18 protein-coding genes are annotated in these 22,300 nt (G+C 66.0%); 6 read left to right on the top strand and 12 right to left on the bottom strand.

The window, feature by feature from the left end; genetic code table 11:
- Window positions 1-2: 2 nt before the first annotated feature.
- From SP6_RS09985 to SP6_RS21245, 6 genes are all read right to left on the bottom strand, one after another.
- Window positions 3-1,127, bottom strand: a complete 1,125-nt coding sequence (locus SP6_RS09985) for a CaiB/BaiF CoA transferase family protein (protein ID WP_007405827.1) — start codon at window positions 1,125-1,127, stop codon at window positions 3-5.
- Between the two features lie 10 nt (window positions 1,128-1,137).
- On the bottom strand, window positions 1,138-2,322 hold the full coding sequence (locus SP6_RS09980; RefSeq protein WP_037569151.1) for an acyl-CoA dehydrogenase: 1,185 nt from the start codon (window positions 2,320-2,322) through the stop codon (window positions 1,138-1,140).
- A 12-nt stretch (window positions 2,323-2,334) separates the two neighbouring features.
- A complete protein-coding gene (locus SP6_RS09975) occupies window positions 2,335-2,934 on the bottom strand; it encodes a YbjN domain-containing protein (RefSeq protein ID WP_161797735.1) in 600 nt (199 codons plus the stop codon).
- 144 nt (window positions 2,935-3,078) lie between these two features.
- Window positions 3,079-5,205, bottom strand: a complete 2,127-nt coding sequence (locus SP6_RS09970) for a TonB-dependent receptor (protein ID WP_007405822.1) — start codon at window positions 5,203-5,205, stop codon at window positions 3,079-3,081.
- A gap of 77 nt (window positions 5,206-5,282) precedes the next feature.
- Window positions 5,283-5,642: a hypothetical protein gene (locus SP6_RS20065; protein ID WP_007405788.1), complete on the bottom strand. Its 360-nt coding sequence runs from the start codon at window positions 5,640-5,642 to the stop codon at window positions 5,283-5,285.
- Window positions 5,639-5,815, bottom strand: coding sequence for a hypothetical protein (locus SP6_RS21245; protein ID WP_007405815.1), 177 nt, complete (start codon window positions 5,813-5,815; stop codon window positions 5,639-5,641). Before SP6_RS21245 ends, SP6_RS20065 begins: the two co-directional genes overlap by 4 nt.
- A gap of 95 nt (window positions 5,816-5,910) precedes the next feature.
- Between SP6_RS21245 and SP6_RS09960 the strand changes: the two genes are divergently transcribed.
- Window positions 5,911-6,528, top strand: a complete 618-nt coding sequence (locus tag SP6_RS09960) for a S24 family peptidase (RefSeq protein ID WP_042468919.1) — start codon at window positions 5,911-5,913, stop codon at window positions 6,526-6,528.
- Window positions 6,529-6,615: 87 nt separating this feature from the next.
- Here SP6_RS09960 and SP6_RS09955 read toward each other — a convergent pair whose 3' ends face one another.
- Complete coding sequence (locus SP6_RS09955) at window positions 6,616-6,801, bottom strand: hypothetical protein (protein WP_007405813.1); 186 nt, start codon at window positions 6,799-6,801, stop codon at window positions 6,616-6,618.
- 138 nt (window positions 6,802-6,939) lie between these two features.
- On the opposite strand from SP6_RS09955, the gene SP6_RS09950 reads away from it, so the two are divergent.
- From SP6_RS09950 to SP6_RS09930, 5 genes are all read left to right on the top strand, one after another.
- Entirely contained in the window at window positions 6,940-7,167 is a 228-nt protein-coding gene (locus SP6_RS09950) for a hypothetical protein (RefSeq protein ID WP_007405856.1), read from the top strand.
- A 108-nt stretch (window positions 7,168-7,275) separates the two neighbouring features.
- Window positions 7,276-9,285 (top strand): autotransporter assembly complex protein TamA, encoded by a 2,010-nt coding sequence (locus SP6_RS09945; RefSeq protein ID WP_007405770.1) that lies wholly within the window; start codon window positions 7,276-7,278, stop codon window positions 9,283-9,285.
- A 14-nt stretch (window positions 9,286-9,299) separates the two neighbouring features.
- Window positions 9,300-13,454: a translocation/assembly module TamB domain-containing protein gene (locus tag SP6_RS09940; RefSeq protein WP_170170927.1), complete on the top strand. Its 4,155-nt coding sequence runs from the start codon at window positions 9,300-9,302 to the stop codon at window positions 13,452-13,454.
- Window positions 13,455-13,505: 51 nt separating this feature from the next.
- Window positions 13,506-14,480, top strand: coding sequence for a quinone oxidoreductase family protein (locus SP6_RS09935; RefSeq protein WP_007405850.1), 975 nt, complete (start codon window positions 13,506-13,508; stop codon window positions 14,478-14,480).
- Between the two features lie 159 nt (window positions 14,481-14,639).
- Complete coding sequence (locus tag SP6_RS09930) at window positions 14,640-15,257, top strand: peptidylprolyl isomerase (protein ID WP_007405839.1); 618 nt, start codon at window positions 14,640-14,642, stop codon at window positions 15,255-15,257.
- A 62-nt stretch (window positions 15,258-15,319) separates the two neighbouring features.
- Here the strand turns inward: SP6_RS09930 and SP6_RS09925 are convergent, their stop codons facing one another.
- The 5 genes from SP6_RS09925 to accC all read right to left on the bottom strand — a co-directional run bounded on the left by SP6_RS09925 (window position 15,320) and on the right by accC (window position 22,297).
- Window positions 15,320-17,863: a TonB-dependent receptor gene (locus tag SP6_RS09925; protein ID WP_037569149.1), complete on the bottom strand. Its 2,544-nt coding sequence runs from the start codon at window positions 17,861-17,863 to the stop codon at window positions 15,320-15,322.
- A 580-nt stretch (window positions 17,864-18,443) separates the two neighbouring features.
- Complete coding sequence (glnA, locus tag SP6_RS09920) at window positions 18,444-19,856, bottom strand: type I glutamate--ammonia ligase (RefSeq protein ID WP_007405807.1); 1,413 nt, start codon at window positions 19,854-19,856, stop codon at window positions 18,444-18,446.
- A gap of 110 nt (window positions 19,857-19,966) precedes the next feature.
- Window positions 19,967-20,305: a P-II family nitrogen regulator gene (locus SP6_RS09915; protein ID WP_007405799.1), complete on the bottom strand. Its 339-nt coding sequence runs from the start codon at window positions 20,303-20,305 to the stop codon at window positions 19,967-19,969.
- Window positions 20,306-20,465: 160 nt separating this feature from the next.
- Window positions 20,466-20,801 (bottom strand): arsenate reductase (glutaredoxin), encoded by a 336-nt coding sequence (gene arsC / locus SP6_RS09910; protein ID WP_007405756.1) that lies wholly within the window; start codon window positions 20,799-20,801, stop codon window positions 20,466-20,468.
- Window positions 20,802-20,944: 143 nt separating this feature from the next.
- On the bottom strand, window positions 20,945-22,297 hold the full coding sequence (accC, locus tag SP6_RS09905) for an acetyl-CoA carboxylase biotin carboxylase subunit (RefSeq protein ID WP_007405803.1): 1,353 nt from the start codon (window positions 22,295-22,297) through the stop codon (window positions 20,945-20,947).
- Window positions 22,298-22,300 lie beyond the last annotated feature (3 nt).

Raw genomic sequence — 22,300 nt, 5'->3', positions numbered from 1 at the left:
CGCTACCGGCCGAGTGTCGGCGCAGCGCGGTCGAGCACCAGATCGGCGTCGGAAAAGCGGATCGGTGTGCGCACGCCGGACACGCGTGATCCATCGGGGCGTTCGGGGTGGATGGCGAGCTGTCGGGCGACGATCTGCGGATCGGCAAAGGCCTGCTCGACCGTGTTGATCGGTCCGGCCGGAACGCCGGCCTCCTCCAGCCGGGCGAGCAGCGTGTCGCGGGGCCATGTCGCGGTGGCGGCTTCGATCGCTTGGGTTAGGACGACGCGATGCTGGCAGCGCAGGGCGTTGGTGGTGTAACGGGGGTCGTCACCATCGATGCCGACGATCGCTGCGAAGCGGCGGAATTGCGCGTCATTGCCCACCGCCAGGATGAACCAGCCATCGCTGGCGGGAAAGGCGGCATAGGGCACGATATTGGGATGGGCATTGCCCAGCCGGGTCGGTGTGGTGCCGGACGCCAGATAGTTCATCGCCTGATTGGCGAGGACGCCCGTCATCGTGTCGAGCAGCGCCATGTCGATCTGCTGGCCGCGCCCGGTCCGCTCCCGCATATGGAGCGCGGCCTGGATGGCGATCACGGCATAGAGCCCGGTCATGATGTCGGCGAGTGCCACCCCGATCTTCTGTGGCGCCCCGCCGGGCTCGCCCGTCAGGTCCATGATGCCGCTCATCCCCTGCACGATGAAGTCGTATCCGGCGCGGGCAGCATAGGGACCGTCTTGGCCGAAGCCGGTGATCGAGCAATAGACGAGGCGCGGATTGATCGCCGACAGGCTGTCATAGTCGAGCCCATAGCGGGCGAGGCCGCCCAGCTTGAAATTCTCGATCACGACATCGGCATCGGCGATTAGATCGCGGACCTTGGCTTGGCCTTCAGTCGTGGAGAAGTCGGCGACGACCGAGGATTTTCCCCGATTGGCGGCGTGGAAATAGGCCGCGTCCTGGCTGCCGTCCGGGTTGGCGATGAAGGGCGGACCCCAGCGGCGCGTGTCGTCGCCGTCGGGGCTTTCGACCTTCACCACCTCCGCGCCGAGATCGGCCAGCACCTGCCCAGCCCAGGGTCCGGCGAGGATGCGCGCGAGTTCGACGACCTTCAGGCCCGCCAGGGGAGCGGCTTTGCTCACGCCCGCCCCGTCAGAACGCCGCGATGCCGGTGATCGCGCGGCCCAGGATCAGGGCATGGACGTCGGCGGCGCCCTCATAGGTGTTGACCGTCTCTAGGTTCATCAGGTGGCGCATCACCTGATATTCGCCCGAAATACCGTTGCCGCCATGCATGTCGCGGGAGGCTCGCGCGATATCCAGCGCCTTGCCGACATTGTTGCGCTTGACGATCGAGATCATCTCGGGCGCGAACCGGCCCTCGTCCATCAGCCGGCCCACACGCAAAGACGCTTGCAGGCCCAGCGCGATCTCCGTTTCCATATCGGCCAGCTTCTTCTGATAAAGCTGGGTCGCGGCCAGCGGCCGATCGAACTGCTTGCGGTCGAGGCCATATTGGCGCGCGGCGTGGAAGCAGAATTCCGCCGCGCCCAGTGCGCCCCAGCTGATGCCATAGCGGGCGCGGTTGAGGCAGCCGAACGGTCCCTTCAGCCCCTCGACATGCGGCAACAGCGCCTCCTCGCCCACCGCGACCTCGTCCATCATCACCATGCCGGTGATCGAGGCGCGCAGGGACAGCTTGTTCTCGATCTTGGGCGCGCTCAGCCCCTTCACGCCCTTTTCCAGCACGAAGCCCCGGATCGCGCCGCCATGTGCCTCCGACTTGGCCCAGATGACGAAGACATCGGCGATTGGCGCATTGGAGATCCAGGTCTTGGCCCCCGACAGGACATAGCCGCCCTCGACCTTTTTGGCGGTCGTCCGCATGCCGCCGGGGTCGGATCCCGCATCGGGTTCGGTCAGGCCGAAACAGCCGATCCATTCGCCGCTCGCCAATTTGGGGAGGTAACGGTGCTTCTGCTCGTCCGAGCCGTAAGCATGGATCGGATACATGACGAGGCTGGACTGGACGCTCATCATCGAGCGGTAGCCGCTGTCGATCCGCTCCACCTCGCGGGCGATCAGGCCGTAAGCGACATAGGATGCGCCGACGCCGCCAAACTCCTCGGGAATGGTGGGGCCCAGCAGGCCGAGTTCGCCCATCTCGCGAAAAATCGCCGGATCGGTATGTTCCTTGGCAAAGGCTTCCACGATGCGCGGGGCCAGCCGATCCTCGGCATAGGCGCGCGCGGTGTCGCGGATCATCCGCTCGTCATCGGTCAACTGATCGTCGAGCAGGAACGGGTCCGCCCAGTCGAACTTGCCCATCAGGGACATTGGTCTCTCTCCTTATGCCCCCGCTTCTCGGGAAGGCCGGGAGCTTTGTCCACCCCCGGCCGTCCGATCAGTCGTCGTCTTGACCGGCGGCGCGGGCACGGTGCGCATGGGCTCTTCCGGCGGATTGGCCTTCAGGAAGGTCTCCAGCGTGCCCATCGTCGAGGACCACCATTCGACGACATCGGTGAAATTGGCGCGCGTGATCCCGCCCACCGTCGACATGTCATGGGTCAGGCGCAGGTCGCCGTCCTTGGTCAAGGCGAGCTGGCCGAACCGCTTCTCGCTGTTCCATTTGTTGACGAAGTTCAGGTCGCGCCGCTCGGACGGGGTCAGCCGCATCGAGAATTGCAGCGAGGCGCATTGCTTGTGCGCCTCGCAGTCATAGAAATAGATGTTGAACTTATAGCCGGCGGCCGAACTGACGATCATCGGATCGCCCTCGCCATCGGTGTCGACCAAGCCCTGATAGCCTGCGCGCATCATCGCGCCGCCCACGCTGTTGGGATCGCTGGCGCAGATCAGGTCCTTGGGACAGGGTGTCGTATCCTTGGCCTCGGCCGCGCCCGCACTTGCCCCCAGTACCATGGCCGCCAGCCACCATGTCTTCGTCATCATTCGCGCCCCCTCGGATGCTGGGCGGAAGGCTATCATGGCGCTCCGTCCGCGCAAGCATTGGCTCGCCGGGTCCATAGAAAAAGGCCCCTCCCGCCGTGGTGGGAAGGGCCCAGGTACCGACGCGAGACCGAGGGGGGCGCGTCAGAGCTTGAAGCTAAGCGTCGCGCGCAGATCACGGCCCGCCAGCGGGGCGAAATCCTTCAGCACGCTGGCATGGCGGCGCGCATCGACGTCGAAAATATTGTTCGCCGACAGGGTAAGCGTCGTCGGATTCAGCGTGCCCCAGGGCTTGAGTTGCACCGAGGCGTTGACCAGCGTGAAGCCATCGGTCGGCGTCTCCAGCCCCAGGACGCGGGTCTGCTTGAAGCTGCGTTCGACCTCGACCCGTGCGTTCACAGTGTCCGACTGGGCCTCCAGCCCGCCGAGCAGACGGAGCGGCGGGATGCGCGGCGCGGGACCGGTGCCGAGAATCTGTGCGTTGACATAATCGCCCAGCAGGTCGGCGTTGATCGCATAGCGGCCGATGGTGGCGAGCCGCAGCGATCCTTCCGCTTCGATGCCGTAATAGCGCGCGTCCGCCTGCGCATATTGGAAGCAGGGCAGGTCGACGTCACGACCCGAGGGGGCCGCGGCGGCGACGCAAGGACCCTGCGGCACCAGCGCGTCATAGATGTAATTGGAGAAGCGGTTGTAATAGGCCGAGGCGTCGAAGCTATAGCCCTCGCCATGCCCGTGCAGCGTTGCTTCGATGCCCCAGCTGGCTTCCTTCTTGAAGTCCGGATTGCCCAGTTCATAGGCCTCGGTCCCGGCATGGGGGCCGTTGGCGAACAGCTCCTCGGCCGAGGGCGCGCGCTCGGTGCGCGACAGGTTCAGGCCGGCGCGCCAGTCGGGCGCGAAGCCATAGCTCGCGCCGATCGAGCCTGAAAAGGCGTTGAAGTCCCGCTGCCCGCGGAAGAAGCGGTCATCGGTGACGGCGGTGCGTGCGGTCAGCGTGGTATGTTCGTACCGCGCGCCGGCCTCCATCTTGAACGCGCCGCGATCAAGCTGTTGCAACGTGAACAGGCCGACCTGCGCCGTGTTGTTGCGCGGCAGGAACGCCTCGTCGCCCTGAACGTCAAAGTCGCGGTTGAAGAACTGCACGCCCGACGCGCCCTGCCAGCCATTGCGCTTGGCCTGGACCAGTTCCAGCCGGCCTTCGATGCCCTTGTTGTAGAAAGCGGTGCCGACCTCGCCATCCTCCTCCAGCTCGAAATGGCGATAATCGGCCATGCCGGCGCGCAGGCGGATACGGTCAAGGAAGCCGCCGCCGGTCTCGATCTCGCCGCGAAGATCGACGCGGTTCTGGACCAGGCTGAGGCGTGGGGCTTCCGGCTCTTCGCCACCGGGCTCGAGCGAATAGCGGATCGGCACGCCGTACAGGCTGTCATAATGGCTGTACGAGACGCCAAGCGAACCATTGTCGGCGATGAACGCAGCCCCGACGCTCGCCGTCCAGGTCTCGCTGGCGGTGTTGGGCAGGCGACCGCGCAGGTTCGCGACGCCCGCGAAATCGAGCGGATCATTGGGGGCCCGGCCAGCGGAGGCCAGCGCCTCGGCCCGCGCCCGACGCGACAGGACATAGCCGCCGATCTTCAGGTCATCGGTCTTGAGGTAGGAGCCATCGGCATGGACGACGAACTGCTTGCCCACCGCAACGTCGGTCGCGCCCGCCACCGAGCGCTCATTGGCGGCCGAGCCATAGCTGGCGATGCCCGACAGGCGATAGCCATTCTCCGGCACGGTGCGCGGAATGCGGTTGTCGATGACGTTGACCACGCCGCCCACCGCCGACGAACCGAACAGCAGGGCCGAGGGGCCGCGTAGCACCTCGATGCGTTCGGCGAGCAGCGGGTTGATGACCACCGCATGGTCGACGCTGGTGTTCGACACGTCGATCGAGCCGATGCCGTCGGTCAGCACGCGGATACGTTCGCCCTGGAAACCGCGCAGGACCGGACGCGAGGCGTTCGGACCGAAGGACGTGGCCGACACGCCCGGCTGGCGCGCCAGCGTCTCGCCGATGGTCGGGCGGATCGAGCGTTGCAGTTCGTCGCCGGTGACGATCGAGGTGCCCGACAGCACATCCGCCTCCGACTGCAGAACCGGCGCGGTCACGACGATCTCGCGGCCACGATTGGTCGGCTGCGGCGCGGTTTGCGCGGCGGCGGCGCTCAACGGGATGGCAAGGGCGGCGGCGGACAGGCCGGACAGCAGGACGGGCTTCAGCAAGACGGGGCTCCGATGGTTGGCGAAGCCCCGTGCGTAGCGTAGTGTTACATCATATCAAGCAAAAAGTGACATGGTCGTCATCCATCCATCGCATCGGTGCAGACTAGCACCCGCAGGCGGTGGCCGTCCGGCAAGGCCTCGACCGCGATATCGGCAATCAGGTCGCGCCCCATCGGCAGGTCGGCGTCCGCCAGTTCCGCCAGCCAGCGTGACAGGGCCGCACCGGGCGACGCGGTCAGCGACAGGGTGGCGATGGTACCGGCGAAGGTCGCGGACGACCAAGGCTCGACCGTGAGGATGTCCAACGTCACCGCGCATCCGGCACGCGCGGCATGCGCCGTCAGCACACGCGCCAGTCGGCCACCGCCATCGGCGGGGCGGGGGCGGCACCGGGTTGCTGGGGCGGGTGCATGCTCGATCCGTCCCATCGCGGTCATGCCAGATGCTCCGCGATGAATGCCTCGACCCGGCGGACCATGTCCGGCCCCGGCTCGCGCCCGCGCCGCAGGTCGCCGACCAGTCGCGGATCGTTCACCGCCAGCCTGCCGAATTTGGTTTCCGGCATATGGCTGGTTTTCAGATAGCGCTCGATGCGCCTCAGCAATTCCATGGACGTGCTCCCATTGTCCGATTCTCGCCAATACGTTCTTGATCTGTTCTGTTTTCCAACTTGTCTAGGAAAAATCCTATGCCTATATTCGAGGCATGTCGGGACAGGAGATCAGGGCCGCGCTTCAGGCGCTGGCGGAGCAGGCGGGCGTCAGTCTGGCGGCGCTGTCGCGCATGCTCGGGCGCAACGAGGCCTATCTCCAGCAGTTCGTCCATCGCGGCTCGCCCCGAGCCTTGGCGGAGGGCGATCGGCGCCAGTTGGCGGAGTTTTTCGGGGTGCCGGAAACCCGGCTGGGTGCCGCGAAGGAGGCGGGGCCGCTATTGATGCCGCGTCTGGCAGTCGCGGCGTCGGCCGGGCCGGGGGCGACGGTCGATGACGATGTGATGATCGGCGTGGAGGCGATCGACCGGCAACTCGCGCGGCGGCTTGGGCTGAGCGATGGCACCGCCTCGGTCATTCGGGTGCGCGGCGATTCGATGGCCCCTGGCCTGATGGATGGCGACCATCTGGTGGTCGACCAGACCGACACGCGGCCCAATGCGCGCGGTGGGCTCTATATCATCCGGATCGGTGATGTGCTGATGGTCAAGCGTGTCTGCGCCGGTCCGCAGGGGCTGGTGGCGACCAGCGACAATCCCGCCGCGCCGCCAGTGCCCGAAGGACCAATGACGGTGGTCGGGCGCGTGGTCTGGCAGATGCGATTACCCGCCTAGGGTTGATCGGCCTGCGGCGGCCCTGCCACCTCCCCAATCAGGCCGGATGTGTTGGATCGAAGCATGACTGGTGCGTCGCCCCTCGGCTCAGCGGTTGCGCCACCAGAGCAGCAAGGCAGCCAGTACGCCCAATCCCAGCCCGGCGAGCACCGCCACCGTGACTTCGCCGGTGGCGACCCCGACGATGATCCCGCCGACGATGCCGATGGCGATGAAGATACCGCCGCCGCTGGATGTCGGGCGTGGCGGGTGAGGTGGGACGGGATCGGTCATGGTCGCTGTCCTGCCATGCCCGGTCGCATCAGGCCAGTCGTCCCGGCGCGGGGCGTTTGGGATAGCGGATCGGGGCTAGTAAAATTGGCGGTCCTGGCTTAGTGGGACTCCGCGAAACGGCACGGTCCAGGAGAATTCATGCCCAATCATGGCGGAGACTATGTCGTTCCCTTCGTCACGGACAATGACGTCGCGACGGCGGCCGAGATGATCGAGACGTTCGGCGAATCGGCCAGCGGCGAAGCGGCCGCGCGCGCCGGGCGCAGCCGCGACCTGGGCAATCACATCCATTTCTGCCGCTGGCGGCAGATCGAGCGGCTGATCGGGCTGTTGTCACTGGAAGAGGCGTTCGACACCGTTCACTGACGTGCGCTGCGAGGACGCCATGCTTCGCGGCGGCCGGCGCGGCAAATCTGTTCAACCGAGCGCGCTTAGGGGTGTCGCGGACCGTCTTGCACCGCTAGGGATCGGGCCATGATGGTCCGCGTCGGGCGGCCGCGCGGTGCGGTCGTCATCGTTTTCATGGCAATGACTTGGGGCAGCGTCGGCTGGATGGCCGCCGCCAGAGGCCAGGCCGTGCCTGCGGGACAGGCCGCCGAACCGTCGCTGCCCGCCCAAGCCACCGGTCAGGGGCTTGACGATCCGACGATGCTCGACCCCTCGGCACCGCTCGCCCCCCTGCCCGAAATCGGCGTGGCCTGGCCCGATCTGGCCACCGCGCCCGCCGATCCGACCGCGACCATGACGGCGACCGTCGATGCGGCCGCCGAGCGGCGCTATCGCTGGCGGATCGAGGGCATTGGCGACACCGGCGAACTGGTGCGCCAGCGGTTCGACCAATTGTCGACGCTTGCGGCCAATGACGGCGATCCCGCCAATGCCGCCCAGCTCGATCGCCGCGCGCGCGAGGATGCCGCGCTCCTCACCAATTTGCTGCGGGGGGCGGGCTATTATGATGCGCAGGTCTCCACCCGGATCGAGCCCGGTGACACGCCGACCGTGGTGTTACAGGCGGTGCCCGGCAACATGTATCGCTTCGCCGATGTGACGCTGGACGGGGTCAAGGCCGCAGGCGACAAGGCGGGCGACTTGACCAAGGCCTTCGGGATCAAGCCTGGCGATCCGGTCGATGCCGACCAGATCGTCGCCGGCCAGGCGGCGCTTAAATCCGCGGTGGGCGAGGCGGGCTTTCCCTTCGCCAAGGTCGGCGATCCGCAGATCGTGGTCGACCATGCGACCGGAACCGCGACGATCGACCTGGCGCTGCAACCGGGAACCGAGCGTCGCTATGGCCGGATCGTCGCGACCAACGACCGGGTGTTCGACGCCCATCATATCCAAGACATCGCACGTTTCCGGCCCGGCCAGCCCTATGACGCCACCGGCCTTGACGATCTGCGCCGTGCGCTGGTGCAGACGGGGCTGGTGTCCTCGGTCGAGGTCAAGCCGGTGCCCGGCGACACGCCCGAGACGGTCAATGTCGCCGTCACCTTGGAGCCGGCGCCGCAGCACACCATCGCGGGCGAACTGGGCTATGGCACCGGCGAGGGCGCGCGTGCCGCGATCAGTTGGACCGACCGCAATCTGTTCCCCCCCGAAGGTGCGCTGACTTTGCGCAGCGTGCTGGGTACGCGCGAGCAGCTCGGCGCGGTCGTCTTCCGCCGCAACAATTTTAACGGCCGCGACCGCGTCCTGACCGCGCAATTCTCTGCCGCGCATATCATCCGCGACGCCTTCGACGCCAAGACATTGTCACTATCGGGCAATTTGGAGCGGCAGACCAATATCTTCTTCCAGAAGACCTGGACCTGGTCGCTGGGGGCCGAATTGCTGACCTCGGACGAGCGGGACGTTATCGCCTCCACCGGCCAGCCGCGGCGCCGCACCTTCTTCATCGGGGCGTTGCCGACCAGCCTCAACTATGACGGGTCGGACGATCTGTTGAATCCGACTCGCGGCTTCCGGCTGGGCGGCCGGCTCAGCCCCGAATTGTCCTTGCAGGGCGCGGCCTTCGGCTATGCGCGGACGCAGATCGATGCCAGCCTCTATCATCCCTTTGGCGACCGGGTGGTGCTCGCGGCACGGACGCGGCTAGGCACCATCCTGGGGGCGCCGCGTGACCAGATCGCGCCATCGCGGCGCTTCTATGCCGGCGGCGGGGCCTCGGTGCGCGGCTATGGCTTTCAGGCGATCGGGCCGCGCGATGCCAATAACGACCCGATCGGCGGACGCAGCCTTGCGGAGTTTTCGATCGAGGCACGGGTGCGAACATTCGGCAATTTCGGGGTGGTGCCCTTCCTCGACGCCGGCAACATCTCGACCTCGCCACTGCCACGCCTGACGGGTCTGCGGTTCGGCACGGGGCTGGGTGTGCGCTATTATTCCAATTTCGGGCCGATCCGCCTGGACGTGGGTACGCCGATCAATCCGCAGCGCGGTGACAGCCGGATCGCGGTCTATGTCTCGCTGGGTCAGGCCTTTTGACGGTCGAGGCGGATATGGAGGGGGATGCGCCCCCGCCGGCCGCACTGGTGCGACGCGGGCGCTGGCTGCGGTGGCTGGCGATGGCCGTGGCCGCGCTGGTGGCGATCCTCGTCGCGGCGCTGATGATCGTCGATACGCCGATCGGCCATCGCTGGGTCGCGGATCGCATCGCCACCATCCGGACCGACAATGGCCTGCGCTTTTCGGTGGGACGCATCGAGGGGTCGCTTTATTCCGACATGCGGCTGACCGATTTGCGGGTCTATGACCTAGACGGGCTGCTCGTGCGGGTGCCGCACGCCCGGCTGGACTGGCGGCCGTGGCGCTGGGCACAAGGCGCGCTCGACATTCGGCGGGTCGAGGCGCCGGTGGCGATGCTCTATCATGTGCCGCGCACCCGCCCGACCGGGCGGCATGGGCCGATCCTGCCCGATTTTGATATCCGCATCGACCGGCTGCATCTCGAGCGCTTGATCCTGGCGCCGGCCGTGCTGGGGCAGAAGCGGGTGGCGCGGGTCGATGGGCGCGCCGACATCCGCGATGGTCGGGCGCTGGTGCGGCTCGATGGTTTCGTCGCCGGCAGCGACCAGCTTCGCCTGCGACTCGACGCGCAGCCCGATCGCGACACGTTCGACCTGGATGTTCAGGCGCGGGGCCGTGCCGATGGCGTGCTGGCGCGTGCGATAGGGGCTCGTGCGCCCGTTTCGCTGGCGATCGCCGGGGCGGGGCGCTGGACGCAATGGAACGGACGAGCCCGTGGGCAGATTGGTCCTCAACAGGCGATCGACCTGACCCTGTCGGCACGCGCGGGCCGCTATGCGCTGGCGGGGCGGATCGCGCCCTCGCTACTCCTGAAAGGACGGTTGCAGCGGATGACCGCGCCGCGCGTCACCGTGGCGGGGCAGGCGGACTTCAGCGATCGCCGATTGAACGGTGCCCTGGCGCTGCGCTCGTCCGCGCTGCGTCTGCGCGCGCGCGGTGTGGTCGATCTGGGCGAGAACCGGTTCGAGGGGTTGCGCGTCGATGCGCGGCTGCTCCGGCCCGAGGCCTTGTTCGTCAATATGAGCGGTGAGGCTATCGACTTGCGCCTCAGGCTGGACGGGGCGTTCGACCGCGCGGCCTTTGACTATCGCATGGCGGCGAACCGCTTCGCCTTTGGTCGGACGGGGTTTGAGAATGCGCAGGCGGTGGGGCGGGGGCAGCTCACAGGCGGCTGGCCGCTGACCCTGCCAATCCGCTTCACCGCCGCGCGCGTGACCGGCGTTGGAGACGCAGCGGGCGGCATCCTGCGCGGGCTGAGTGCGGCGGGCCATCTGCGCATCACGCCGCAGGCGATCATCGGGCAGAATCTGGCGCTGCATTCCGACAAGCTGTCGGGGCAGCTGGGGCTGACCATCGATCTGCGGACAGGGCGCTATGACGTACGACTCAACGGCGCATTGCAGCGCTACCTGATCCCAGGATTGGGGATCGTCGATGTCCGATCGACGCTGAACGCCGTGCCGGGCACTGATGGCCATGGCACGCGCGTCGTCGGGCGTGGCGAGGCGCAGGTGCGGCGGCTCGACAACGGCTTCCTGCGCTCGTTGGCGGGTGGTTTGCCGCATCTGGCGACGGATATCGAGCGGGGGCCCGACGGCATTTTCCATTTCCGTCGGCTGGTGCTGACCGGCCCCAAGATCCGCCTGACCGGGGAGGCGATCCGCCGGACCGACGGCACGTTCCGCTTCGTCGGCGGCGGGCGGCAGGCGAGTTATGGCCCGGTGCAGATGGTACTGGACGGGCGGATCGATCACCCGACGCTCGACCTGATCCTGGCCGCGCCCAATGCGGCGATGGGCCTGTCCGATGTCCGCGCGCATCTCGACCCGACCGATCAGGGCTTTGCCTTCCGCGCCGCTGGCGGCTCGCGACTGGGGCCGTTCCAGGCGAGCGGCGCAATCCTGTTGCCCAAGGGGCAGGAGGCGGTGGTCAAGTTCCAGCCGATCGCGGTTGCCGGCACCCGCGCGACGGGCGCGCTGACGGTCGGCGAGGGTGGCTTTACCGGGCGGTTGGACGTCGCTGGCGGCGGGCTGTCGGGCGAATTGCTCTTCCGCCCGGTCAGCGATGTTCAGCGGATCGAGGCCCATCTGGCGGCGCAGCAGGCGCAGTTGTCGGGCGTGACGGTGCGACAGGGACGGATCGATCTGGTCGCGTTGCTCGATCCCGCCGGCGCCTCGATCGAGGGAAGTGCCGTGGCGCAGGGCTTGCGGCACGGCGCCTTCAACATCGCCCGGCTGAACGGCACGGCGCGGTTGCGCGGCGGCACGGGCGAAGTGCGTGCCGGCATTTCGGGTTCGCGCGGTCGGGCCTTCTCGATCCAGACGGTAACCCAGGTTACGCCCGATCGACTGTCGATCGCCGCGCAAGGGACGCTGGATGGCCGGCCCTTGCAGTTGTTGTCGCCCGCCATCGTCACGCGCAGCGAGGATGGCTGGGCGCTGGCGCCGACACGGTTGAGCTTTGCCGGCGGCGGGGCCAAGATCGCCGGGCATTTCGACGCGGACAGCACCGAGATCGAGGCGGGGTTGACGCGGATGCCGCTGGCCGTGCTGGATATCGGCTATCCTGGCCTGGGGCTGGGGGGCAGCGCGAGCGGTACCCTGACCATCCGCCAGACCACGGGCGCGCCGACCGGCAAGGTCGACCTGACCATTCGCGGGCTGACCCGTGCCGGCCTGGTGCTGACGTCGCGGCCGATCGACATGGGTTTGGCGGGGGTGCTCTCCGCCGATCGACTGGGCGTGCGCGCGGTCATGGCGTCGGGCGGGCGGACCATCGGTCGGGCGCAGGCGCTGATCCAGCCATCGGGGCAGGGCGACTGGGCCAGCCGGATGCAGAACGGGCGGCTGATCGCACAGCTTCGCTATGCGGGGCCGGCCGATACGCTGTGGCGGCTGACCCGTGTGGAAATGTTCGATCTGTCCGGCCCGGTGGCGATTGGCGCGGACGTTGGCGGTACGCTCGCCGCGCCGGTCATTCGCGGGGCCGTTCGCGCGACGGGCGCGCGGATCGAGAGCGCGACCACCGGCACCGTGCTGACGGATGTCCAGGCGACCGGGCGCTTTGGCGGATCGCGCCTCGTCATCGATCGCTTTGCGGCCAAGGCCGGGCGGGACGGGCGGGTCAGCGGGACCGGCCAGTTCGAGTTCGCCGCCGCCAATGGCATCGGCCTCGACCTGTCGCTTCAGGCCGATCGCGCCGCGATGATTGCCCGCGACGATATCGCGGCGACCGTGTCGGGGCCGTTGGCGATCCATTCGGATGGTTCGGGCGGGACCATTTCGGGCGATGTGGTGCTCAACAGCAGCCGCTATCGCCTGGGCCGCGCGACGGCCGCGACGGCGGTGCCGCAGCTCAATATCCGTGAGATCAACATTCCCGGTGGCGGCGAGGAGGATGACGTGCCGCGCAAGCCCTGGACGCTGGCGATCCGCGCGCGGGCGCCGGGGGGATTGCTGGTCACCGGCCTCGGGCTCAACAGCGAATGGTCCGCCGATCTGAAGATCGGAGGCGAGCCGGTCAATCCGGCGATTACCGGTCAGGCGACCCTGATCCGTGGCGATTTCGAGTTCGCTGGCCGCGACTTCGATCTGTCGCGCGGGATCATCCGCTTTGGGGGAGAGGTGCCCGCCAATCCCGCGCTCGACATCGCCGCCAACGCCAATGTCCAGGGGCTTAGCGCGACGATCCGCGTGACCGGCACCGCGCTGAAGCCCGAAATTGGTTTTTCAAGCACCCCGGCCTTGCCCAACGACGAGCTGCTGTCGCGGCTGCTGTTCGGCACCTCGATCGCCAGCCTGTCCGCGCCAGAGGCGTTGCAACTGGCCGCCGCCGTCGCCGCGCTTCAGGATGGCGGCAATGGCCTCAACCCGATCAACGCGGTGCGGCGCGCGGCGGGGCTGGACCGGCTGCGCGTGCTACCCGCCGATGTGCAGCAGGGGCGCGGCACCTCGGTCGCGGCGGGCAAATATATCACCCGCCGCCTCTATGCCGAGATCATCACCGACGGGCAGGGCTATAGCGCGACCCAGGTCGAGTTTCAGGTGACGCGTTGGCTGTCGCTGCTCTCGACCATCTCCACCCTGGGGCGACAGAGCGTCAATGTGCGGATATCGAAAGACTATTGAGACGTTGGCGCGCCAGCCCCGCGAGCCCGCGAACGACAAGGAGCGATAACCATGGAAAAGACCGCCTTCATCGAACGGACCGGTGGGCCGGAGGTCATCCAGTGGCGCGACGCGGAGCTACCGCCGCCCGGTGCGGGCGAGGTGCGGATGCGGCATCATGCGGTCGGATTGAACTATATCGACACCTATCATCGCAGCGGGCTGTATCCGATCGATCTGCCGGGCGGCCTGGGATCGGAAGCGGCCGGCGTCGTCGAGGCAGTCGGTGAGGGGGTGACGGATTTCAAGGTCGGCGACCGGGTGGGCGTCTTCGGCCCGGCGCGCGGGGCCTATGCCACGGCTCGCAATGTCTCGGCCGATCTTTTGGTGCCGCTTCCTGAGGAGGTCGATGATCGCACGGCGGCGGCGATCCTGTTGAAGGGCACGACGACCGCCTTCCTGATCGAGGATTGCGCCAAGGTGCAGCCGGGCTGGACGGTGCTGGTCCATGCGGCGGCTGGCGGGGTCGGGCATCTGGCGGTGGGTTGGCTGAAGGCGATCGGCGCGACCGTGATCGGCACGGTGGGCAGCGAGGCCAAGGCCGAACGCGCGCGTGCGGCGGGAGCCGATCACGTCATCCTCAACCGTTCCGAGGATGTGGCGGCGCGCGTTCGGGACATCACTGGCGGGACAGGGGTCCCGGTCGTGCTCGACGGGGTCGGCAAGGCGACCTGGGAAGCCTCGCTGAACAGCGCGGCCCGGCGCGGGTTGGTGGTCAGCTTCGGCAATGCCTCGGGGCCGGTCGATGGCGTCAATCTGGGCATATTGGCGGCCAAGGGATCGCTGTTCGTCACCCGGCCGACCCTGTTCGACTATGCGCTGACGGCGGCGGACAAGCGGCGACTGGCCGAGCGGGTGTTCGCGATGCTGGCCAAGGGCGCGATCATACCAGAGATCGGGCAGGAATTCCCCCTGACCGATGCCGCCGAGGCGCACCGCGCGATTGAGGCGGGCGAGACGGTGGGGAGTACGGTGCTGATCCCGTGAGGGTGGGGGCGTGAGCTTCGACTTCGCTCAGCCTGAACGCAAGTTGGGAAGGACCCAGCCACCAACGCCGTTCAACCTGAGCGAAGTCGAAGCCCAAGGGATACACCCCGCCGCTAAACCCCGCTAACCTGACATCGAAATCCGCACCCGGAGACCAGAATGATCGCGCTCCTCCCGCTCGCCCTGCTCACCGCCCAGACCGCGCTCGCCGTACCCCCGGTACTGGCAACGACCGAAGCCCCCAAGCCCGTGATGGTCCGCGTGGCGATGCAGACCAGCCTCGGCCCGGTGGTCCTCGATCTCGACCGCACCCATGCGCCGATCACCACCGCCAATTTCCTGCGCTATGTCGATCAGCACCGGCTGGACGGCGTGACCTTCTATCGCTCGGTCCGCGTCGCGCCCGATTTCGGTTTCGTACAGTTCGGTATCCAGAACGAGCCCAAGCGTATCCTGCCGCCGATCGCGCATGAACCGACGACCAAGACCGGTATCAAGCATCTGAACGGTACCATCTCGATCGCGCGGCTCGCGCCGGGCTCGGCGCGCGGCGACTTCACGATCATGGTCGGGGATCAGCCCTCGCTCGATGCCGATCCGTCCAAGCCGGGCGACAATCTGGGCTATGCCGCCTTTGGCCATGTCGTCGAGGGGATGGACGTGATCCACAAGATCCTCGACCAGCCCGCCGACCCCGCCAAGGGCCCGTTCAAGGGCGAGATGCTGGCCGCGCCGGTGAAGATCCTCTCGGCCAAGCGGGTGGCCGTGGCCCCATAATATCGGGCGAGTGCGCCTCGAAAAGCCGGGCGCGACGGCATCACACCGCCGCGCCCATCCGGTCAGAACTCGAAGTGAAGCGTGCCGACCACCGTCCGGCCGTTTCCGAAGTTCAACCAGCCGCCATTCCTGATCCGCGGGGCCGACCAGACATTGCTGTAATAGCGCTTGTCGAGCAGGTTGGTCACATTGAGCTGGAAATAGGTCCTGGGCAGGCCGACGGCCCCCAGGCCGATCTGGGCGTCGAGGTCGACCAACGTATAGCCGGCGGAGACCGCATCATTCTCATCGGTGATGAAGCGATCGCCGACATGCTTGGCCGAGACGCCCATGACGAGGCTGGGCAGGGTGATCTGTGCGCGCGTGCCATATTGCCAATTGGGGGTGTCGACCAGTTGCTTGTCCTTGGTCGCGACCAAGACCGTCACACCGTCGGGGCCCATGATATTTTCCCGCAGCGTCGACTTCAGATAGGAGCCGAAGCCATAGAGGGAGAGCCACCGCGTCGGGGTGAGGGACAGGGTGGCATCGACGCCCTTGCTGTCGACCCGTCCGACATTGCGGCTGGCGCCAATCGTGCCGCCACCCTCCAGCGGTACGGTCGTGTTGACGATCCGGTTGTCGTAGCGGATGTACCATCCGCCCAGTTGCGCCTGGACGATGCCGGTGGTGTAGCGCAGGCCCGTGTCGAAGGAGTCGGTGCGCTCGGGGATCGCTTCCTGATCCTTACGCGAGATGACCTTGTCGTCATAAGAGTAAATGTCGGTGCTCGGTGCCGAAAAGCCGCGATTCCAGCTCGCATAGAGGCTAAGCGCCGGATCGATCTGCCACACCAGCCCGACATTGGGCAGGAACGCGCGATATTCGCGGATACGACCAACATAGGGCGGGCCGAACTTGGCGGTGCGGCTGTCGGCGGCGACCTGCTGTGCGGATTGCGAGGTGCAATAGGCCTCGCTGCCGCTTCCGGGGACCGTGTAGCAGGCGTTGTTCATGTTGCGGCGGTAGAAGGCCGCGCGCAGGCCGATGGTCAGCGACAGGCTGTCGTCGATCGGGCGGCCGCGATATTCGCCCGACACCTGGTGCAGGATCGAATAGGTCAGGCGATTGCGCTTGCTGAGCGGCTGGCCGGCGGCGTCCAGCGCCGCCGCGTCGCCGCTGAGTCCGCCGAAATAGGATTTGGGCCGGCCGTCGGGATAAAGGAAACCCGCTTCGCCGGTCTGCCGGGTACGGGCTCGATCCCAGGTATAGGCGAGGCGCACCAGATTGTCGGCGTCAATATCGTAGCGCAGACCGGCGATCGCGATCAAACGGTGGGTCTGCGTATTGGACGGATAGAAGAGCCGCACATAGTCGAGCAGATCGCCGTCACCGTTCAGGTCGCGTCCGGCCGCGCGGCCTGCGCCCATCCGCCCGAACTGGCGGCGCGAGACACCCGATTGCGTGGCGTTGGCATCGCTTTCGGCAAAGACGTTGGAGCCGCCGCCATTGGCCAGGGTATAGCTGTATCCGCCGTCCGCTGTGAAGGTCAGCCGATCGTTCAGCGTGAACAGGCTGTTGAAGCGCAGATTGCCCGTGTCGACCGGGTTCATGTTGATCTGGCGCACATTGGTGCAGAGCCGGCGATCGTCCTGAACCGTACCCGCGCCGGGGCGGGCGGAGGCGAGCGCGCATTCGTTGGAGTTGAAGAAGCCGCCCGTCGTCAGCACCTGATCATATTGCGCTCGGTTCAGATCGACGCGAACCGGATCGGCGGCGGTCGCCGTCTTGAGGGGAAGCGGGCCGCCCAGGATCGTATTGATCTGCGCCACCGATGGATTGCCATAGCCGGTGTTGCGATGCTGGTAGAAAAAGCCGGCCAGCGACACGAAATCCTTGCCCGCCCCCAGCGGCTGGTAAATGCGAGCATTATACTGGCTTTTGCGCACGATCGAGAACGGGAACAGATTGTAACGCTGATTGCTGGCCGACACCCAGGCGCGGGTGCCGCTCTCGTTCAGATTGCCCGTGTTGATCAGGCCGAAGACGCGGTTCATGTTGCCCCGCCCGTGCGAATAGACCCCCATCGCGCTGAGCTTCTCGGTCGGCATGATCGTGCGATAGTTGACGGTCCCGCCCGAGGCGCTCGCGGTCGGCGTGTCGACGTCGGTCGAGCCGAAGCTGACATTGACGGACTGCACCAGTTCGGGGTCGACCTGCTGGGCGGAATAGATGGCATAGTTGCCGGCGTCGTTCAGCGGCAGGCCGTCGAAGGTGAAGGCGATGCGCGACTGGTCGAAACCGCGAATGCGGATCGTGCCGCCATTGCCGCCATAGGGATCGCTGGCGACATAGTTGACGCCGGGCACGAGGTTGATCGCATTGAAGATCGACTGACCGGGAACGGTATGTTCGATATAATCCTGGGTCACGACTGCCCGTGCCTTGGGCGCGTTGGACATTTCGATACCGGTGGTCACCGTTTTCTGGCCCGTGACGACGATGTCTTCTTGCGCCTGATCCTCGGCGGCGATCGTGCCGGCCGTCTGGGCGATGGCGATATGCGACGTGAACAGCATCAGGCACGCGCTGCCGGCCCCGGCGGCGCGGATAACAGTCAGTTTCATGCAAGGTCCCCCGGGCATTGATTGCCCTTGGGCGCCGCCTAGTTCTGACTTATGTCAAATTCATTGCGTTTTTCATATATAAAAATGAAACTGGTAATGAAATGGCGAGCGGTGGAAACGTTTTCGCAAATTGTAAAATGCATGTCTATCCTGGGCGACGCCGGGTGGCCTCGCTTCGTTTGACCCGGCGAAGCTGCGTAATGCCATCCCGCTTGGGGGGATGACGAGAGAAGGCGATTTCCTACCGCCTACTTCAGGCTGGCGTGGAAAGAATGGCTGGAGGCCGAGATATCCCGATCCGGCCTTCGATCTGTTGCTTTGACGCGCGAGGGATCGGCTGAATATCGCTCGACCGGGGGCAAGGCAAATTGGTCTACTAGTGGGCGAAGCGCATGGACATGCGTTGGCGTAAGTGACCGTTTTCTTGGAAACACCAGAAACAGCGCGCGCGCCGATGGGCCGCGCATCCGATCAGCGCGATGCCGATCCTCCATTCCCTACTATCATGACGGTCTGCGCTGCCCAAAAAGAAAGGGGCCTTGCGGCCCCTTTCCCGTAGTGACATCGATCAGGGCTGAAATCAGCCGCTGTAATACATGTCGTATTCGACCGGGCTGGGGGTCATTTCCCAGCGCATCACTTCGCTCATCTTCAGCTCGATATAGCTCTCGATCTGGTCCTTGGTGAACACGTCGCCCTTCAGCAGGAAGTCGTGGTCGGCGGCCAGCGAGTCGAGCGCTTCACGGAGCGAACCGGCGACGGTCGGAACCTGGGCCAGTTCGGCGGGCGGCAGGTCGTACAGGTTCTTGTCCATCGCTTCGCCCGGATGGATCTTGTTCTGGATGCCGTCCAGACCCGCCATCAGCAGCGCGGCATAGGCGAGATACGGGTTGGCCAGTGCGTCGGGGAAGCGCACTTCGACGCGCTTCGACTTCGGACCGGTGCCGTACGGAATGCGGCACGAGGCCGAGCGGTTGCGCGCCGAATAGGCGAGCAGCACCGGCGCTTCGTAACCCGGGACCAGACGCTTGTAGCTGTTGGTGGTCGGGTTGGTGAAGGCGTTCACCGCCTTGGCATGCTTGATGATGCCGCCGATGAAGTACAGGCAGGTTTCCGACAGACCCGCATAGCCGTTGCCGGCGAACAGCGGGGTCTTGCCTTCCCAGATCGAGAAGTGGGTGTGCATGCCCGAGCCATTATCTTCCTTGATCGGCTTGGGCATGAAGGTCGCGGTCTTGCCGTACGCATGGGCGACCTGATGCACGACATACTTGTAGATCTGCATGCGGTCGGCGGTCTGGGTCAGCGTGCCGAAGGTCAGGCCCAGCTCGTGCTGCGCGGCGGCGACCTCATGGTGGTGCTTGTCGCAGGGCAGACCCATTTCGAGCATGGTGGTGACCATCTCGCCACGGATATCGACCGCAGAGTCGACCGGCGCGACGGGGAAGTAACCGCCCTTGGCGCGGGGACGGTGGCCGAGATTGCCGCCTTCATATTCGCGGCCGGTGTTGGTCGGCAGCTCGATATCGTCGATCTTGAAGTAGGACGACGAATAGTTGGTGTCGAACTGCACGTCGTCGAACATGAAGAATTCGGCTTCCGGGCCGACATAGACGGTGTCGCCGATGCCGGTGGTCTTCACGAACGCCTCGGCGCGCTTGGCGGTCGAGCGCGGATCGCGGGCGTACAGCTCGCCGGTCGACGGCTCGACCACGTCGCAGAACACGATCAGCATCGGGGTCGCCGAGAAGGGATCGGTGTAAACGGCGTCGAGGTCCGGCTTCAGGACCATGTCCGACTCGTTGATCGCCTTCCAGCCCTCGATCGACGAACCGTCGAACATCAGGCCGTCGGTCAGTTCATCCTCACCCAGGATCGAGGCGACCATGGTCAGGTGCTGCCACTTGCCCTTGGGATCGGTGAAACGCAGGTCGATCCACTCGATCTCCTCGTCCTTGATCTTCTTCAGGATGTCGCTGGCCGTATTCGCCATGTGCCGTTCTCTCTCTGCTTGTGGCCGCCACCCGGAAGAAAACCGGGGCCGGTTTTACGATTTTAGACGGGCTGGGTGTCAGCCCGGTGACGTTTTCGGGGCGGGGTGCGTCAGATCGCCGCGTCGTCGCGCTCGCCGGTGCGGATGCGTAGCGCCGTCTCGACCGGGATCACGAAGATCTTGCCATCGCCGATGCGTCCCGTCTGGGCCGCCGCCGCGATCGCCTCCACCACGCGTTCGGCCAGGCCGTCTTCGACCACCACCTCCAGCTTCACCTTCGGCAGGAAGTCGACGACATATTCGGCACCGCGATAAAGCTCAGTATGCCCCTTCTGGCGGCCGAAGCCCTTGGCCTCGGTGACGGTGATGCCGGACACGCCGATCTCATGCAGCGCTTCCTTCACCTCATCGAGCTTGAAGGGCTTGATGATCGCCTCAATCTTTTTCACGAGTCTGACTGTCCCCGATGGTGTTCGAACCCTCGCCCGATCTCACGCGTTGCAGAGATCGTGCCAATTGCCGGTCCCTCCTGAGAGGGTAAGAAATGGATCATATTTCCGCCTGAAAAGCGGGCATGATGGCGGAAGCTGCTCAATTTGCAGGCAGCAATCACAATATGCCCCGAACCGCCTCGGGCGGACGACCGATGACGACGCCCTTGTCGGTTTCGACCAGCGGGCGCTCGATCAAGATCGGGTTGACGGCCATCGCGGCCAGGATCGTCGCGTCATCCGCGCCAGACAAGGCCTTGGCCTCCGCTTCGGCCTTGCGCAAACCATCGCGAGGCGTGAGTCCGCCCTTGGCGTAGAGCCGGGCCAGTTCCTCCGCCGAGGGGGGCGTCTTCAGATATTCGACGATCGTCACATCGGCGCCTGCATCTTGAAGCAGGGCCAGCGCCTCGCGGGATTTGGAACAGCGCGGATTGTGGAGGATCGTTGCCTTCATCGCCGATGCTTTTGGCATGGACGGCGGCGATTGTGGAGGGGTTAATCCCTGTCATCGGCCATAAAAAAGCCCCCTCCCGGCTGGGAAGGGGGCTCTTTCATGATCCGTGATCCCGGCTTACGCCAATGGGACGTTTTTGGAGGTCAGGCGCCTTGCTTGGCCAGCCATTCCTCCAGCCACTTGATGGTATAGTCGCCCTTCAGGAACTCCGGATCGTCCAGCAGTGCCTGGTGCAGCGGGATGGTGGTCTTCATCCCTTCGATCACGAACTCTTCCAGCGCGCGGCGCAGACGGCGCAGCGCGCCCTCGCGGGTCGTGCCGTACACGATCAGCTTGGCGATCATGCTGTCGTAATAAGGCGGGACCTTATAGCCCTGATACAGCCCGCTATCGACGCGGACATGCATGCCGCCCGGTGCATGATACATCTTCACCGTGCCCGGCGAGGGGGCGAAGGTGCGCGGGTCTTCGGCGTTGATGCGGCACTCGATGGCGTGGCCACGGAACTGCACATCTTCCTGTCGCAGCGTCAGCGGATGACCCTCGGCCACGCGGATCTGTTCGCGCACCAGGTCCAGGCCGGTGATCATCTCTGTGACGGGATGTTCGACCTGCAGGCGGGTGTTCATTTCGATGAAATAGAACTCGCCATTTTCCCACAGGAACTCGATCGTGCCCGCACCGCGATAGCCCATGTCGGCCATCGCCTTGGCGACCACGCCGCCCATGCGCGCGCGCTCCTCGGCCGTGATGATCGGCGAAGGGGCTTCCTCCAGCACCTTCTGGTGACGGCGCTGGAGCGAGCAGTCGCGCTCGCCCAGATGGATCGCCTGGCCGTTGCCGTCGCCGAACACCTGGAATTCGATATGCCGGGGGTTGCCCAGATATTTTTCCATGTAGACGGTCGCATCGCCGAACGCGGCCTTTGCCTCCGAGCCCGCCTGCTGCATCAGCGTTTCGAGCTGGTCCTCGGAGGGCACGACCTTCATGCCGCGACCGCCGCCGCCCGATGCCGCCTTGATGAGCACGGGATAGCCGATCTCGGCCGCGAGCGCCTTGGCCTCCTCGACATCCGTGATCGCGCCGTCGGAACCGGGAACCAGCGGCAGGCCGAGTGCGCCGGCGGTGCGCTTGGCCTCCACCTTGTCGCCCATGATCCGGATATGCTCGGGCTTCGGGCCGACGAAGATCAGGCCGTGCGCCTCGACGATCTCGGCGAACTTGGCATTCTCGGACAGAAAGCCGTAACCGGGGTGGATCGCGTCGGCGCCCGAAATCTCGGCGGCCGAGATGATGTTGGGGATGTTGAGATAGCTGTCGGTCGCCGAGGGCGGACCGATGCACACCGCCTGGTCGGCGAGGCGCACATGCATGGCATCGGCGTCGGCCGTGGAGTGCACGGCGACGGTCTCGATCCCCATCTCGTGACAGGCGCGGTGGATGCGAAGCGCAATCTCGCCGCGATTGGCGATCAGGAGTTTCTTGATCTGCGCCAAGGC

Origin of the sequence: Sphingomonas paucimobilis NBRC 13935, from assembly GCF_000739895.2 — a bacterium.
GTDB lineage: Bacteria > Pseudomonadota > Alphaproteobacteria > Sphingomonadales > Sphingomonadaceae > Sphingomonas > Sphingomonas paucimobilis.
This window is presented reverse-complemented; position numbering and strand designations above follow the sequence as displayed.